At 68.7% G+C, this 15,820-nt stretch carries 12 protein-coding genes and 1 pseudogene; 8 read left to right on the top strand and 5 right to left on the bottom strand.

The window, feature by feature from the left end; translation table 11 throughout:
• The first annotated feature begins 46 nt into the window (after nt 1–46).
• A complete protein-coding gene (locus C566_RS0100725) occupies nt 47–2,575 on the top strand; it encodes a DNA gyrase/topoisomerase IV subunit A (protein ID WP_018772410.1) in 2,529 nt (842 codons plus the stop codon).
• Between the two features lie 121 nt (nt 2,576–2,696).
• On the opposite strand, the gene C566_RS0100720 is transcribed toward C566_RS0100725, so the two are convergent.
• Nucleotides 2,697–3,080, bottom strand: a complete 384-nt coding sequence (locus C566_RS0100720; protein WP_018772409.1) for a VOC family protein — start codon at nt 3,078–3,080, stop codon at nt 2,697–2,699.
• Nucleotides 3,081–3,309: 229 nt separating this feature from the next.
• Here C566_RS0100720 and C566_RS22230 point away from each other — a divergent pair.
• The 6 genes and pseudogenes from C566_RS22230 to C566_RS0100690 all read left to right on the top strand — a co-directional run.
• A pseudogene (locus C566_RS22230) lies at nt 3,310–3,657 on the top strand (MFS transporter); the annotation flags it as partial.
• 132 nt (nt 3,658–3,789) lie between these two features.
• Nucleotides 3,790–4,047 carry an SHOCT domain-containing protein gene (locus C566_RS0100710; protein WP_026266256.1) on the top strand — a complete coding sequence of 86 codons (258 nt, stop codon included), beginning with the start codon at nt 3,790–3,792 and terminating at the stop codon, nt 4,045–4,047.
• An 8-nt stretch (nt 4,048–4,055) separates the two neighbouring features.
• The gene (locus tag C566_RS0100705) at nt 4,056–5,507 is read left to right on the top strand and encodes a multicopper oxidase family protein (RefSeq protein ID WP_018772407.1); all 1,452 of its coding nucleotides are present in this window, start codon (nt 4,056–4,058) and stop codon (nt 5,505–5,507) included.
• A gap of 98 nt (nt 5,508–5,605) precedes the next feature.
• Complete coding sequence (locus C566_RS0100700; protein ID WP_026266254.1) at nt 5,606–6,139, top strand: hypothetical protein; 534 nt, start codon at nt 5,606–5,608, stop codon at nt 6,137–6,139.
• Nucleotides 6,140–6,270: 131 nt separating this feature from the next.
• Complete coding sequence (locus C566_RS0100695) at nt 6,271–6,894, top strand: DUF305 domain-containing protein (RefSeq protein WP_018772406.1); 624 nt, start codon at nt 6,271–6,273, stop codon at nt 6,892–6,894.
• A 176-nt stretch (nt 6,895–7,070) separates the two neighbouring features.
• On the top strand, nt 7,071–7,589 hold the full coding sequence (locus C566_RS0100690) for a DinB family protein (RefSeq protein WP_026266253.1): 519 nt from the start codon (nt 7,071–7,073) through the stop codon (nt 7,587–7,589).
• A gap of 81 nt (nt 7,590–7,670) precedes the next feature.
• Here the strand turns inward: C566_RS0100690 and C566_RS0100685 are convergent, their stop codons facing one another.
• The 4 genes from C566_RS0100685 to C566_RS0100670 form a co-directional block, all read right to left on the bottom strand.
• The gene (locus C566_RS0100685) at nt 7,671–8,747 is read right to left on the bottom strand and encodes a GNAT family N-acetyltransferase (protein ID WP_018772404.1); all 1,077 of its coding nucleotides are present in this window, start codon (nt 8,745–8,747) and stop codon (nt 7,671–7,673) included.
• 21 nt (nt 8,748–8,768) lie between these two features.
• A complete protein-coding gene (gene cydD / locus C566_RS0100680) occupies nt 8,769–12,395 on the bottom strand; it encodes a thiol reductant ABC exporter subunit CydD (protein ID WP_018772403.1) in 3,627 nt (1,208 codons plus the stop codon).
• Between the two features lie 8 nt (nt 12,396–12,403).
• Nucleotides 12,404–13,453: a cytochrome d ubiquinol oxidase subunit II gene (gene cydB, locus C566_RS0100675; RefSeq protein ID WP_018772402.1), complete on the bottom strand. Its 1,050-nt coding sequence runs from the start codon at nt 13,451–13,453 to the stop codon at nt 12,404–12,406.
• Nucleotides 13,454–13,515: 62 nt separating this feature from the next.
• Nucleotides 13,516–15,111, bottom strand: coding sequence for a cytochrome ubiquinol oxidase subunit I (locus tag C566_RS0100670; RefSeq protein WP_018772401.1), 1,596 nt, complete (start codon nt 15,109–15,111; stop codon nt 13,516–13,518).
• 319 nt (nt 15,112–15,430) lie between these two features.
• Between C566_RS0100670 and C566_RS0100665 the strand changes: the two genes are divergently transcribed.
• On the top strand, nt 15,431–15,817 hold the full coding sequence (locus C566_RS0100665; RefSeq protein WP_018772400.1) for a BlaI/MecI/CopY family transcriptional regulator: 387 nt from the start codon (nt 15,431–15,433) through the stop codon (nt 15,815–15,817).
• Nucleotides 15,818–15,820 lie beyond the last annotated feature (3 nt).

Raw genomic sequence — 15,820 nt, 5'->3', positions numbered from 1 at the left:
TTACGCAGTACCCGTTCAGCACCCCTCAGAAGGATCCACCAGCCTTATGGCACGCCGCCAAACCACGCCCCCGGCAGGGGAACCCAGCCAGGATTTCGTAGAAAACATCGTCGATATCGATGTCACGTCCGAGATGGAAGGCTCATTCCTCGAATACGCCTATTCGGTGATCTACTCGCGGGCCCTCCCCGACGCCCGCGACGGCCTGAAGCCCGTCCAGCGGCGCATTCTCTATATGATGTCCGACATGGGGCTGCGCCCGGACCGCGGCCATGTCAAGAGCGCCCGCGTGGTGGGCGAGGTCATGGGCAAGCTGCACCCGCACGGTGACGCCGCGATCTACGACGCCATGGTGCGCATGGCCCAGGACTTTTCCCTGCGGCTGCCGCTGATCGACGGGCACGGCAACTTCGGCTCGCTCGACGACGGTCCCGCCGCCCCCCGCTACACGGAGGCCCGGCTGGCGGCCGCGGCCCTGACCCTCACCGACCACCTCGACGAGGACGTCGTCGACTTCGTTCCCAACTACGACAACCAGCTGACCCAGCCGGACGTGCTGCCGGCCGCGTTCCCCAACCTGCTGGTCAACGGCGCCACCGGCATCGCCGTCGGCATGGCCACCAACATGGCCCCGCACAACCTGGTGGAGGTCATCGCCGCGGCCCGGCACCTGATCGACAACCCGGACGCCACGCTCGAGGACATCATGAGGTTCGTCCCCGGCCCGGACCTGCCCACCGGCGGCCGGATCGTGGGCCTGGACGGCATCCGCGACGCCTATGCCACGGGCCGCGGCTCCTTCAAGACCCGGGCAAAGGTGGACATCGAGCAGCTCTCGGCCCGCCGCACCGGCCTGGTGGTCACGGAACTGCCTTACATGGTGGGCCCTGAGAAGGTGATCGAGAAAATCAAGGATGCCGTCAACAGCAAGAAGCTCACCGGCATCAGCGACGTCGTGGACCTCACCGACCGCAAGCACGGCCTGCGCCTGGTCATCGAGCTCAAGAACGGCTTCAACCCCACTGCCGTGCTCCAGCAGCTCTACCGCTACACCCCGATGGAGGATTCCTTCGGTATCAACAACGTCACGCTCGTCGACGGCCAGCCGCAGACCCTCGGGCTGCTTCAGCTGCTCTCGGTCTACGTGGACCACAGGATCAATGTGGTCCGGCGCCGCACCGCCTTCCGGCTGGGCAAGAAGAAGGACCGCCTGCACCTGGTCGAGGGCCTCCTGGTCGCGATCGTGGACATTGACGAGGTCATCCAGATCATCCGGTCCTCCGACGAGGTCGCCGCGGCCCGGACCCGGCTGATGTCCATCTACGATCTCTCCGAGATCCAAGCCAACTACATCCTGGAACTGCGGCTGCGTCAGCTGACCAAGTATTCGCGGGTCGAGCTGGAGAAGGAGCAGGAGGAGCTCCGCCGGGAGATCGCGGAGCTTGAGGCAATCCTGGGCTCGCCCGCGCTGCTCCGTGCCCTGGTGTCCGACGAACTCGGCGAGATCGCGGAGAAGTACGGCACACCGCGCCGGACCGTCCTGCTGGAATCCGAGGCCGTCTCCCCCACCGTGGCCGCCGCGGTGGGCGCAGCCGCCGGAGCCAAGGGCAAGGCCGCACCGCTGGCCCTCGAGATCGCGGACGATCCTTGCTGGGCCATCCTCACCGTGTCCGGACAAATCGCCCGCACCGCGAACCAGGACAGCCTGGCCGAGGCCGGACCGCGGACCCGGCATGATGTTTTCTCCTCCGTGGTCAAGACCACCGCCCGCGGGGAGATCGCCGCCGTGACCTCGCAGGGCCGCATGCTGCGCCTGCAGGTCATGGACATGCCTGTGCTGCCGCCGACCTCGGGGACCCCGAACATGGCCGGCGGGGTGGCGGCCAAGGATTTCATCACGCTCCTCAAGGGTGAGTCGCTGGTGGCCTTCGCGCCGCTGGACCAGGTCCTGGCGATCGGAACCGCCCAGGGCGTGGTCAAGCGGGTGCAGCCGGACTATCCGCTGAACCGTGAAGACTGGGAAGCGATCGCGCTCAAGGACAAGGACACCGTGGTGGGCGTTGCCCCCGCCGGGTCCGACGACGACGACCTCGTCTTCATCACGCGCCAGGCCCAGCTGCTGCGCTTCAGTGCCTCCGCGGTCCGCCCGCAGGGCCGGACCGCCGGCGGCATGGCCGGGATCAAACTGGCCGCCGGGGACCGGGTGATGTTCTTCGGGGCCGCCAGCCCCGCTGACGCCGCCGCCGTCGTCGTGACCATCGCCGGGACGGAAGGTGCCCTGCCGGGCACAGCCCCCGGGGCTGCGAAGGTCACCGCCCTGGCCGAGTACCCGGTCAAGGGCCGGGCGACTGCCGGCGTGCGGGCGCACCGCTTCCTGAAGGGCGAGGACACGCTGCTGCTCGGGTGGGCTGGGCACGGTCCGGCCAAGGCGTCCTCCCTGGCGGGCGTGGCGCGCTCACTCCCCGGCGAGCATGGCCGCCGCGACGGCTCCGGAATCCCGCTGTCCCAGGCGATAGACGCCATTGGACCCAGCATGGCGTGGTCAGAGGAACCGGAAGCCGGCACCGACGCGTAGGACCGCGGGCATACGAAGCCCGGCCGGCGGCGCTGTCGCGCTCCGGCCGGGCTTCGTGATCGGCATCGTTTCCGGCGACCTCAGTCCGGGCAAGGCCTTGCCTGCGTCCTGTGGGCCGGCCCTAGGTCATGTGGTTGAGGCTCAGGATGTTGCCCTCGGTGTCCAGGAACCACGCGGCCGAGCTTCCGTCCGGAGTGGTGGCGATGCCGTCCTCGGTTTTTAGGCCCGGGAAATCGTATTCCTCGAAAACGACTCCCTTGGCTCGGAGTTCCGCAACGGCACCCGGAAGGTCATCGACCTGCCAGCCGATCTGCGTGTTCTTGGCCGTTCCGGCGTTGGGCGTCTGGTACAGGAGGAACCCGGTACCCCCGCCGCACTTGTACTGCAGGTTGTCCTCGGCATCCGCGTTCTCCGGTTCGAGCCCGAGCTTATCGCGGTAGAAATCCCGTGCACGGGCGATGTCCGCTGCCGGTAGCACTGCGCCGACTTGCTTGTCCTTGAGCATGGCTATTCTCTTTCCAGGCCCGCCCCCCGGAAGGAATGATACTCCTCCACGTCCCCCACGTACCTGAGAAACGGCAACGCTGATTTCCAGGGCCGGCGCGGGCACGGCCGGCCCCTGGATCCGCACTTTCCCACACTTTGGTCCGCACTTTCATGCCAGGCGCGGCGGGGGCGGTGGTGGGGGAAACTGCCCCGACACGGTGCCCCATGTCCCCCGCTGGTCAGGCGAGGGAGAGGTGGTCCAGGCCTCAGCCCTGGCCATGGTCGCCATCGGAACCGACTTTGGAACCTGGCTCGCCGCGGCCATCCTGCTCGGGGCAGGCACCGCCATGGTCTATCCCACCTTGCTTGCCGCCATCGGCGACGTCGCCCACCCCCCACTGGCGGGCTCGCTCCGTCGGCATCTACCGGTTCTGGCGTGACGGTGGCTTCGCGATCGGCGCCCTGCTCTCCGGGCTCCTCACCGATGCTTACGGCATCCCCGCAGCCATCACGGCCGTCGCCGCGCTCACCGCAGCTTCCGGCATTCTCTCGTAGCAATGAGGATGCGAAGCGCTGACCACAGCGTCACGGGCTGACAGAACGAAGTGGGGAATTTAGGATGACGGCGTCGAAGGCTCCCGGTCGGGGAGGCCTTCGGCCTCTACCGGTCAGCCGGGGCCGGCCAAAGAATCGGAATAGCAATGCTCTGAGGCGAAAGGACGCCGGTCGTGATGTGGGGCTACGGCATGAATATGGGCTGGATGTGGATGTGGGGCATACTCCTGCTCATCGGCATAGCGCTGCTGGTACTGGTCGCCGTGCGCATGTTTGCCGGAGGCGGCAGTCACAGCGGGATGCAGGGACCGCAGGGGCCCTACCCCGGCAGGAGCCGGGCCCGGCAGATCCTCGATGAACGTTTTGCCCGAGGTGAACTGACGGCGGAGCAATACCGCGAGCAGCTAAAGGTTCTCGGCGAGGACCAATAGTGCGCCCAATGAGCCGCCGGAACGCGCTCCTGCTGGGAGGCCTCGGTACGGCAGCCATAGCCGCCGGCGGAGCCGGGCTCTGGTGGACGCTCAGTTCCCGGTTCGCCCCCGAAGCGGGCGGGGATTTCACCGAGCCGGAACAGCTGCGCAGCAGCAGCGGGCGGTTGCAGGTCCGGCTCGAAGCGTCCGCGGGCTCGATGCAGCTCGGCGGCCAGCAGGCCTCGGTGCTGGGCTACAACGGCGGAGTCCCCGGCCCAACGCTGCGATTGCGGGGTGGGGACGTGCTCGCCGTCGATCTGGTCAACGGCATGGCCGTCCCGACAAACCTGCATGTCCACGGACTCCACGTCTCACCCCAGGGCAACGGAGACAACGTTTTCAACGTTGTCCAGCCGGGCCACTCGTTCAGCTACGAGTACCGGCTCCCTGCGGACCACCCGCCCGGCGTGTACTGGTACCACCCCCACCACCACGGCATGGTCGCGGATCAGATTTTCGCTGGGTTGTTCGGTGCGATCATCGTCGAGGACGCACAGCCCGTGGATGTCAGCCGCGAGCGGGTGATGGTCGTCTCTGACATCACCCTGGACGGGTCCGGAACCGTCGCCGACGCCTCGCCCATGGACCGGATGCTCGGCCGGGAAGGTGAACTTGTCCTGGTCAACGGACAAAGCAACCCGAAACTTTCCGCCCGGCCAGGCGAGCGTGAGCGGTGGCGGATCGTGAACACCTGCGTGGCCCGCTATCTGCAGCTGCGCCTGGACGGGCAGCAGATGCAGCTCCTCGGCATGGATTCCGGCCGCTTCCCCACACCCCGGAACGCGGACGAGGTGCTGCTGGCGCCGGGCAACCGTGCAGATGTCTTGGTCACAGCCGTCGCGGGCGACGCCACACTCAGGGCCGTCTACTACAACCGTGGCAGCATGGCCGGCATGATGGGGCGGGCGGGTCCAGCCCCCAACGGCGGCCAGCGCTCAGGGGATCTCGTGCTGGCGACCCTCTCCGTGTCCGGCGCCCCGGCCGCTCCTCCTCCGGCGGTGCCGGCCCGGCCTGCGCCGCGAGACCTGAGGACCGCGGCCGTTGCCGCTCGCAGGCAGCTGATCTTCGCCGTCGGCGGCATGGGTATGGGGATGGGAATGAGTTTCACCATCAACGGACGTGAATTCAACGCAAGCCGGACGGACACAACCGTGGCCGCGCAGACGGTGGAGGAGTGGACCCTGATCAATCCCGGTCCGATGGACCATCCTTTCCATCTGCATGTCTGGCCGATGCAGATCGTCGAGGAGCAGGGTCAAACACCGGGCCCGTCCGTCTGGCGTGACGTCGTCAACATACCCGCCAACGGACAGGTGCGGGTCCGGATCAGCTTCAAGGATTTCACGGGCCGCTCCGTGTACCACTGCCACATCCTGGACCACGAGGACCAAGGGATGATGGGCGTCATCGAAGTCCGCTAGCCACTGGCAGCGAGTATCCCGACGACGGCCCGGTCAACGCTCAGCCTGTAGCCTTAACCTGAGCAACATCCAACACTGCCATCCGGAGGGAGAATGCCATGGCCGCAGCGTTCGTGAGCCATGCCGCTACCGCCCTCCGCCGCGGATTCCTGCTGGTGGGATTGCTGGCCATCGTGGCCGGATTCCTCGGGATGCACATCATGACCGGGATGCATGCCGCCCATGCCATGACTGCGGTGACTTCCTCCACGGAACCCGCGGGGAAATCCTCGCGAACGGCAACCATCCTCGCATCCCATCCGGCTTCCCATACCCCGCACGCCGGCACAACGGCCCATGACTCCATGGCCCCGGCCGCTACGGCCACAGCCGGCCCCGGGCCGGCGGGCAACAACAGCTCAGCTGCACCGTCGGCGTCGTGCGTGTGCCAATCGGGCTGCACCGACCCTGCGTCGATGCACTCGGCCTGTGTGCCCTCCGCGGCCGTGTCCTCCCTGGCCGCGCCCCCGCCCGGCATGGCACCGGCCTCAATGCACAACCCGGACACGCACCGCGCCGCCGCCGCCGTCCGGGCCTACTCCTATCTCCCCGCAAGTCCTTCGCCGGGCGAACTGTCCATCAGCCGGACGTAAGAACGGATCGCGCCGAATAGTGCCCGGCGCCCCCACTTACCCGATGCGCCCCACCCCGTTCTTCCTGCGGCGCGGGCGTGTCATCCGCAGGCGTGCCACAACGCCGATTGATGATTGAAGGACTTGACCCCATGAAGAAAACCCTGACCATTTCTGCCACAATTTCTGCCTTCGGCATTTCCGCCGCCATTGCCCTTTCCGGCTGCGCCGGCACCTCCGGAAGCACACCCACCAGCACCATGCCGGGCATGGGCAGCGGCGGCATGGGCATGGCATCCAGCCCAGCCCCGGCAACCGCGGACCACAACGCGGCGGACACCATGTTCACCCAAGGGATGATCCCGCACCACGCCCAGGCCGTGGAAATGAGCGACATGATGCTCAAGAGACAGGGCATGGACGCGCGGATCACCGCCCTCGCCTCCAAGATCAAGGCCGCGCAGGCACCCGAAATCGAAAAGATGACGGGCTGGCTCAAGACCTGGAACGAACCCGCCCAGATGGCATCCGGCCACGGCATGGGCGACGGGATGATGGGCGATGACGACCTGAAGAAGCTCGACGCCGCCCAGGGCGCCGACGCGGCGAAGCTGTTCCTGGCCCAGATGATCGCCCACCACGAGGGCGCGGTGATGATGGCCAAGACCGAAATCAGCCAAGGCAAGAACCCCGACGCCATCCAGCTGAGCAAGTCGATCGTGACCTCCCAGGAAGCAGAAATCCAGGAGATGAAGACCCTGCTGGCCGGCCTCTAGCAGCGTCCCGGCCCCGGTTCGTCTTCGGGCCGGGGCCGTCAACCGGGGCGGCCACGGCCGACGCAGTCAAAGCATCGGCCGACGGCGGTGCCACTTTCGCCTCGTACCTGGGCCCCGCATCGGCTGCAGCAACGGGTCGGGATGCCTGGCGGAACAAATGCACCTACACTGCTGGAATGCCTATCATTCCGGATACCAAGGACTGGACTTGGGTCCTGTCGCGGCCCTGCCCCGAGTGCGGTTACGATGCCTCCGCTGCGACCCCGGCCACCGTGCCGGGGATAGTCATTAACATGCTCCCGCGGTGGCGTGCAGCCCTCCGCCGGCCGGACGCGACGGAACGCCCCAACGAGGCCACGTGGTCCGTCCTCGAGTATGGCTGCCACGTCCGGGACGTCTTCACGCTTTTCGATCACCGCCTGTCCTTGATGCTGTCCGAGGACGACGCCCAATTCGATGACTGGGACCAGGACAAGACGGCAATCGAGCAGGACTACGCCAGCGCCGACCCGGCCCAGGTCGGCGCCGAGCTGACGGCCGAGGGCGAGCAGATCGCCGCGTCCTTCGCGCGGGTCCCGGAAGAGGATTGGGACCGCAAGGGAACCCGGAGCAACGGCTCGGTGTTCACTGTCCTGACCTTCGCGCAGTATTTCCTGCACGACGTCGTCCACCACCTCCACGATGTGGACGGCTGACGCGAAGAACCGGCACGGGGACGGCAGTCGCGCGGACGGCCGGCGCGTAGGCGCCGGGCCTGCGGTTTCCTATGACGGCCCCTACGGCGCTGCCGGCTGAAGCACCTTGTCCCAGGCCATGCTCCGGTTGACGGCCACATAGCCCATCTTGAGGTAGAGCGCGAGGGCCCCGGTCGGGTTCTCCGAGTCGACGTCCAGTGAGGCCACGTCCATGCCCGCCGCGGCGAAGCGGCGCATGGCATCGGCCAAGAGCGCCTGCGCGATGCCCCGTCCACGGAATTCCCGCCGGACGCCGAGGAGCTCCGTGTAGCCTTCGCGGAAGCCCCGGGTCAGGGCGGCCTCGGCGTCGTGGGTGGCCAACTGGTACCCGGCCACGGTACCGGTGGAACGGTCCAGCACGACGCCGCTGAGGTCCGGCCGGGCCTGCGGGTCGTTCACCACAAAGCCCCATCCCTCCTGGTCGCGGGGTTCGCTGCCCCAGTGGTCCCGGAATGCCGCGTTGTGCGCCAGCCGCACCGGTTCGTGCAACTCCGGCCCAAACGTGACGAGCTCCAGCCCGGGGTCCAGGGCGGTTTCAGGCACGGCCTGGTTCAGTGGCCGGTGCATCTCGTTGTAATAGCGGACAATGCCGTAGCCGGAAGCGGCGAACAATGCGGCCTGGTGCTGGTGCTGCTGCTCCGCGTAGAGCCGCAGCCTCGGGCGCGGGACCGCGGCCCGGGCGCCGGCGGCACCGCCGGCGTTCCCCGGCCCGCCTGTCCCGGCAGTCCCGGCCCCGTCGGCGTCCTCGGCGAAGCGGTCTTTGGTCCGCTGTTCCATCCAGCCCAGCAGTCCGGTGCCGATCCCGCTCCCCTGCCACTGAGGATCGACGCAGCCGGAGCCGTTCGCCTTGTCACCGTCGCGGTTCTTCGTGATCCGGCCGTAAGCCCGGGCAACGCCCTCCGGATCGAAGCCGATGATGGTGTTTGCCGCCACCGGGTTATTCTTCGACTCCAGGATCTGTTCCAGATCAGCCTGGCGCTCAAACCAGACGGGTTGCTCGACGGCGGCCGTGCGGGCGATCAGCCCGGCCCACGCGTCGAGGTCGTGGCGCTCCGCCGGCCGCCAGGACAGCCGGGGATCGAGTGCGGGCCGGGAGTGGAGCTCGCCGTTTCGGGTCATGGCAACAGGCTAATAGGCGGGCTACCCCCGCGCCAGCACGGCCGCCGTCGCCGGACCCTCGCCCGCGGCGGCAGCGGCGGCTGCGGCGTCCAGGTCCAGTCTGGTGTCGGCGGCGTCGATATCGTTCGGGTTGTGGGTGACCAGGACAACGGTCCGGCCGCGCAGCCCGTCGCGCAATTCGGCGAGCATGCGCCTGCCTGACTCCGCATCGAGGTGCGCCGTCGGTTCATCGAGCAGGATGACATCGGCCCCGGTCATGAGCGTGCGCGCAACGGCCAGGCGGGTACGCTCCCCGCCGCTGAGGAAGGCCCCGCCCGGGCCGATCCGGGTGTCCAGGCCGTCCTCGAGCCGGGCCAGCATCGGGCCGAGTCCGACCGCGTCGAGGGCAGCCCGCATCTGCTCGTCCCCTTTGGCCAACACGGCATCCCCGGTTCCACGCTGCGCACCGTCCGTGCCGGCGGGAGCGGGCTCCGGCCGCGCCAGGAGAAGGTTGCCCCGGATGGTCGAGTCGAACAGGTGCGCCTCCTGCGGGCACCAGGCCGCGCGTCCGCTCAGGTACAGGTGGCCGCTGGCCGCCGGCAGGAAACCCAGGATCGCGGCCAGCAGAGTTGACTTGCCGGAGCCAGAGGCGCCGGTGATGGCCAGCCAGCGCCCGGGGCCGGCCTCTGCCGTGAGTCCACTAAAGACATCTCCCCCACCAGGCCACGCGGCAGCGAGGTCCGCGAGTTCAATCCCTGGCCTGTTGCCGGGCCGCGAAGCCACGTGCACGAGTCCGCCCGTTGCGGAGTCGCTGTCCGGGTCACCGTTTGCCCCCGGCTCCAGGACTCCTGCCGCGCTGATCCGCCGCATCACGGCGCGCAGCGCGGGGTACTGCCGCACGGCCGTGGTGATGGCCGCGTAGGGGTCCACCAGGGCAAGCTGCACGAGGACGACGACGGCAACAGTCTCCGGTTCGACCGCGCCGCTAAGGGCGAGCGGGGCGGCCAGCAGGGCGCTGGCCAGGGCGGCTCCGGCGCAGGCCAGGACGGTCAGGGCCTGGCCGAGCCCCTCCGCCCATGCCGACCGCTGTGAGGCCGCCGTCGCGGCGCGGTCAGCCCGGCCAATCGCACCAAGCACGGGGGCGCTCACGCCGTTGGCATTCAGTTCTGCGCGGGCGTCCAGGGCGGCGGCAACGTGACGGAGCACGCCGGAACGGAGTTTTTGTTCGGTGCCGGCAGACATGCGGTCGGCGGCCAGGGCCAGGGCGGGGGCGACGACGATGCTCAGCAGCGCTGCCGCTCCCACGGCAGGCAGCGCCGCGGGCAGCAGCAGCCCGATTCCGACCACCGCGGCGGCGGCAACAGCTATGGCAGTCACGGGCGGCAGCACGACGCGGGGCAACAGCTCGCGGACCGTGTCGACGTCGTCCACCACCGTTCCCAGTACGTTGCCGCCCTGCAGGAGCCGGCGCAGGGACAGTGCCCGGCGGCTCAGCGACTCCCAGAGCCGGCCCCGGAGCCGGGTCAGGGCGGCGAACACGGCGTCATGCAGCAGCAGCCGTTCGGAGTACCGCAGGCACGCCCGGCCGACGCCGAAAAACCTCACGCCGACGATCGCGGTGAGCAGGTACAGGATGGGCGGCTGTTCGCTGGCGCGGATGATGAGCCAGCCGGAAAGTCCTGCGAGGGCGACGGCGAACAGCGCCGCCAAAGTGCCCACGGCTCCGGCGCCGGCAAACCGGCCCTGTACCGGGGCCAGCAGGCGACGCAGCTGCGCAGGGACCGAACCGGACCAGCCAACTGCGCCGGCGTCGATTGAGCTCACTGAACCCGCGGCCGCGGCAGGTGGGGCGCCGGTTTCAGGGCCGTCCGGGGTCAGACCCGGGGCCGGGCTAAGGTCCGGCCTTTGGCCTTGGCTCGGCGCCGCGGCGCCCACGAGGAACGGCGCCCGGGTGGCCGCCGCGTGCACGCCCGGGTCTGCCCCGGCGGATGCCGGCAGCGGCGGAACGGGGGCCGCAGAATCACCGGCATGGTGCCCTCCGGCGCCCGGCGCCACTGCGACGAGCGCGTCGGCAAGGTCCCGGGTCCGCCGGTCGTGTGCAACGAGCAGCACGGTGACCTGTCCCCGGAGCCCGGCGAGGGCGCGGTTGACCAGTGTGGCGGATCCCCGGTCCAGATGGGCGGTGGGTTCATCCAGGAGCAGTACGCGGGCGCCGGCCTCGATCCTCGCCAGCCCGCGGGCCAGCGCAACCCGCCTCAGCTCCCCCGGGCTCAGCTCGGCCGGGTGCTTGGCGGCCAGGTGCCCCGCGCCCACGGCCGCGAGGCACCGCTGCGCTGCCGCATCGGCTTCCGCGCCCACGGCTGTGCCGGCCGCGGCGGCGTCGGCTTCATCGGCGGGAACGCCGAGATACAGGCGGATCTCGTCCAGCACCGTCGAGGCCACCATGACGGGGTGCTGGGGCACCCAGGCGACCTCCGCCGTCGTGAATCCTCCGAGGCGCCCGGACACGACGGTCCCCGCGCCCGTCCCGATGGTTCCCGCGAGGACTCCGAGCACGGTGCTCTTGCCGGCGCCGCTTGACCCGGCGAGTGCCGTGATCTGGCCGGCGGCGGCGGTGAAGCTCAGCGGCCCGACGGCGACGTCCGTGCGTCCGCCGAAGCGGACGGTCAGCCCGTCCACGGTGACGGCGGGCGGGCCCGATGCAGGACCGGTGGCCGGCACCGGAATCAGCGGCGCGGCTCCCGGGTCCGCGAGGACCGCAGTGGTTTCGGCGAGTGCTGCCCGGCCGTCGTCGCTGGCGTGGTGTGCGGTGCCGAGCTCCCGGAGCGGCAGGTAGCAGTCGGGGGCGAGGATGAGGGCAAGCAGCCCCGCCTCAAGCGCCATGTCGCCGTGGACCAGGCGGACGCCGATGAACACGGCGACGACCGCCACGGAAATCGTCGAGATGAGCTCCAGGGCCAGGGCGGAGAGGAAGGCCGTGCGCAGGGTCCCCATGGTCCGGGAACGATATTCCTCGGACATGTCTTCCAGCGCCTGGCGCTGGGCGGAGGCCCGGCCCAGGCCCACGAGGACGGGCAGGCCTTTGGCGAGCTCGAGCATGTGCCCGGAGAGCCGGGCCAGTGCGGACTGGGCGTCCCGGACGCGTTCCTCGGTGTACCGCCCGATCAGGATCATGAACAGCGGCACCAGCGGCACCGTCAGCACGATCACCACCGCGCTGACCCAGTCGGCGAACAGGATGCGGGCCCCCAGCAGCAGCGGAATGGCCGCGCAGTTCACCAGCGCGGGCAGGAACTGGGTGTAGTAGTTATCCAGGGCATCCAGCCCCCGGGTGGCCAGCACGGCGAGGCCGCCGTCGGCGGGCCCGGCCGACCGTGTGCCGTTCCTCAGTGCCTGCTCCAGCAGTTGAGAGCGCAGCTCCTCCTTCACTCCGAGCGCTGCCCGGCGTGAGGCCACGGACTGGGCCCATACGGTCAATGAGCGCAGCACTGCCCCCGCGGCACCCAGAACCAGCTGGTCTGCCCAGGCGGGGTCATGAGCGGCGAGCCCGGCGAGCATCGATGCCACAGCCTGTGCCATGAGCACCAGGGAGAGCGCCTTCAGGGCGGCAATCAGTCCCAGCAGGTAGAGGGCGGAACGGGTCGCGGGGCCGGCGGGGAACGGTCTCATCAGGGGAGCTAGTCCTTCGGTGCCAGCGCTTTGGCGGCGATCGCGGGAAGGAAGCTGTGCGCCTCCGGGATGTGCGCCGCGCTCACCCGGCGCCGGAACACCCAGTACGTCCAGGCCTGGTACGCCAGGACCAGCGGCAGCCCTATGCAGGCCACGATGCTCATCAGACCCAGGGTGTAGTCCGAGGACGAGGCGTTGGAGACGGTGAGATTGAACGCGGGATTCAGCGTGGACGGAAGCACCACGGGGAAGGCGGCACCGAAGATGGACGCGCTGCCGAGCAGGAGGAATGTCCCCAGTGACATGAAGGCACGGCCTTCGGCACCCTTGCGGGCAAAATTCCACGCCAGGACTGCGGCGACGACGGCGGCGACGACGGCGGCGATGGTCCAGGCCTCGCCGCTGAGGAACTGGAGGCTCACCGCCCAGCCGGCCATGGGCAGCAGCAGCACGGGCAGCAGCCGGACGAACCAGGCCCGCGCCCGGTGGCGTACCTCGCCGTCGGTCTTCAGCGCCAGGAACCCGAGCCCGTGCAGGAGTGAGAACCCGACGACGGCGAGCCCGCCGAGCACGGCATAGCCGCTGAACCAGGCGAACGGGCCGCCCTCGCGGTCACCGTTGGCGTCCAGCGGCAGTCCCGTGGTGGTCAGGGCCAGTGCGGCGCCGACGCCGAAGGCCGCCACGAACGATCCTGCCGAGATGGCCCAGTCCCAGCGGGCGCGCCACCGGGGGTTGTCTACCTTGCCGCGGTATTCGAAGGCGACGGCGCGGAAGATGAGCGCCACGAGGACCAGCAGGAGCGGCAGGTACAGGGCGGAGAACAGCGAGGCGTACCAGAGCGGGAAGGCCGCGAAGGTGGCGCCCCCGGCGGTCAGGAGCCAAACCTCGTTGCCGTCCCAGACCGGGCCGATCGTGTTGATCAGGACGCGGCGTTCCGTGTTGTCCCGGGCGAATCCCTTCATCAGCATGCCGACGCCGAGGTCGAAGCCCTCGAGAAAGAGATAGCCCGTCCACAGCACCGCGATGGCAACGAACCAGATGGTGGGTAGCAGTTCCATGCTGAGAATCCTCTGCGCTTTTTCGTGTGGGGTTGCTGGGTGGTGGGTTAGTGGGCGGGCGCCTAGTAGGCGAACGCCAGGACGTCGTCGTCGGGTTTACCGGGACCGCCCCGGGGGGTGCCGTCTTCGTTTTCGTCAACGGGGGCGTGGGCGAGTTCCGGCATGGCCGAGGCCACGCCGCCGCGGATGTACTTGACCAGGAGCTTGACCTCCACCACCAGCAGCACCGCATAGATGGAGGTCAGGACCACGAGGGAGGTCAGGATCTCTCCGGCCGAGACGCCCGAGGAGACGGCCGCGGCGGTGAACATGAAGACCTGGTCGATGCCGCTGGGGTCCGGGTTGGGGGCGACGACGAACGGCTGGCGGCCCATCTCGGTGAAGATCCAGCCCGCCGCATTGGCGCCGAACGGTGCGAGGATGCCGAACACCGCCAGGCGCATCAGGCCGCGGGACGCCGGCACGGTTCCCTTGCGGGTGGCCCACAGTGCCAGGAGGGCGGCCAGGGCGGCCACGCCGCCGAAGCCGATCATCATCCGGAAGCCCCAGTAGGTGACCTCCATGACGGGCACGTACTGGATTTGCTGGCCGGCGCGGTCCCCGTAGATGGGGTTGTCCGGCAGCGTCGTGCCGTACTTGGCCTGGTACTCGCCCAGCAGGCTGTTGACGCCCTTGACTTCGGTGGTGAAGTCGCCCTTGGCCAGGAAGGACAGGATGCCCGGGACCTCGATCACGGCCACGATGTCGTCGCAGTTCTTCGCGCCGAGGTTGCCGACGCTGAGGACCGAGAAGCCGGTGCCATCGTGGCAGGCTGCCTCGGCGGCGGCCATCTTCATGGGCTGCTGCTCGAACATGAGCTTGCCCTGCAGATCTCCGGTGAAGGCGGTGCCCGCGAAGGAAATCATGGCGACGACGGCGCCGATCCTCAGCGAGCGGATCCAGACGGTGTGGTCACTGCGGTCCCGGCCGAGGATGCCGGCGGCCTCGCCGGGGATCACCTTGCCGTCGGCGCCGACCGTGTCGATGCCGTCGTGGCGCCGGCGCCACAGGTGGTACCAGGCGATGCCGAGCAGGAACCCTCCGGCGACCGCGAGGGCGCCGAAGAGGGTGTGGGGTACGGCGACGAGGGCGGTGTTGTTGGTGAAGACGGCCCACGCGTCGGTCATAACGGGCCGGCCGTTGACCATTTCGACGCCGACGGGGTGCTGCATCCAACTGTTGGCCACGATGATGAAGTAGGCCGAGAAGACGGAGCCAATGACGGCGACCCAGAGGCAGGCCAGGTGGACGGCGGGCTTGAGCTGTTTCCAGCCGAAGATCCACAGGCCGAGGAAGGTTGACTCGACGAAGAAGGCCAGCAGCGCCTCCAGGGCCAGCGGGGCGCCAAAGACGTCACCGACAAAGCGGCTGTACTCGCTCCAGGCCATGCCGAACTGGAACTCCTGCACGATTCCGGTGGCCACGCCCATGATGAAGTTAATCAGGAAGAGCTTGCCCCAGAACTTGGTCATGCGCAGGTATTCCGGCTTGCCGGTGCGGTACCAGAGCGTCTGGATCACTGCCACCACCAGCCCGAGGCCGATCGTGAGCGGCACCATCATGAAGTGGTAGACCGTGGTGATTCCGAATTGCCAGCGTGCGATTTCCAAGGCGTCCAAGGCAGTCCCTACTTTTGGCTAGGTCCGAGCAACTTCTACGTGGCGTAGAAGTAATTCTTCTACAGAGTGTAGAACACATCCGCGCCTCCCCGTAACTCAGACTCCCACGGCGCGTCACGGCCTGCAATGGAAGAAGGGCCCTGACCCGCCACGCCCGGACGACGGCCCGACACGCCGGGCGGCCGTGTTCTACTTCATGTAGAAAGAATGCGCAAAACGCGGTAAATTTGTAAACGAAGTATTCACATACACCGCTCCGGCAGGCACCAGCAGTTTCCCAGCATGACGCCGGCGCGGCAGGCATAGAAGGATGTACGCAATGGCAAGTCTCGGTGAACTGGAACGGGCAGTGATGGACCTGCTCTGGGCAGGCCAAGAAGCTGCGACAGCCAACACGTTGCGGGACCTCCTCGCACAAAGCACCCAGCCCCAGGACGGCAGCGCCGGACACGTGGGCAAGGACCTCGCGGTCACCACAGTGCTGACCGTGCTCTCGCGTCTTGAGCGGAAGGGCCTCGTGGAACGCGAACGCGGCACCCGCCCCCACCGCTACCAGGCCGTCTCGAGCCGCGCGGACCACACCGCGGAACTCATGCACGAGGTCCTCGGCTCCGCCCCGGACCGCGAAGCCGTCCTGGCCCGGTTCATTGGTTCCGTCACAGACAACGAGGCAGAAACCCTGCGCAAGCTATTGGGCCGCAGCTAGCGC

Origin of the sequence: Arthrobacter sp. 131MFCol6.1, assembly GCF_000374925.1 — a bacterium.
Taxonomy (GTDB): Bacteria; Actinomycetota; Actinomycetes; order Actinomycetales; family Micrococcaceae; genus Arthrobacter.
This window is presented reverse-complemented; position numbering and strand designations above follow the sequence as displayed.

Bases quoted from the DNA above. Each gene is read 5' to 3' on its own strand.
- cydD (WP_018772403.1), bottom strand. From the start codon at position 12,395: ATGAGACCGTTCCCCGCCGGCCCCGCGACCCGTTCCGCCCTCTACCTG.
- C566_RS0100665 (WP_018772400.1), top strand. From the start codon at position 15,431: ATGGCAAGTCTCGGTGAACTGGAACGGGCAGTGATGGACCTGCTCTGG.
- C566_RS0100725 (WP_018772410.1), top strand. From the start codon at position 47: ATGGCACGCCGCCAAACCACGCCCCCGGCAGGGGAACCCAGCCAGGAT.
- C566_RS0100700 (WP_026266254.1), top strand. From the start codon at position 5,606: ATGGCCGCAGCGTTCGTGAGCCATGCCGCTACCGCCCTCCGCCGCGGA.
- C566_RS0100695 (WP_018772406.1), top strand. From the start codon at position 6,271: ATGAAGAAAACCCTGACCATTTCTGCCACAATTTCTGCCTTCGGCATT.
- C566_RS0100690 (WP_026266253.1), top strand. From the start codon at position 7,071: ATGCCTATCATTCCGGATACCAAGGACTGGACTTGGGTCCTGTCGCGG.
- cydB (WP_018772402.1), bottom strand. From the start codon at position 13,453: ATGGAACTGCTACCCACCATCTGGTTCGTTGCCATCGCGGTGCTGTGG.
- C566_RS0100720 (WP_018772409.1), bottom strand. From the start codon at position 3,080: ATGCTCAAGGACAAGCAAGTCGGCGCAGTGCTACCGGCAGCGGACATC.
- C566_RS0100705 (WP_018772407.1), top strand. From the start codon at position 4,056: ATGAGCCGCCGGAACGCGCTCCTGCTGGGAGGCCTCGGTACGGCAGCC.
- C566_RS0100685 (WP_018772404.1), bottom strand. From the start codon at position 8,747: ATGACCCGAAACGGCGAGCTCCACTCCCGGCCCGCACTCGATCCCCGG.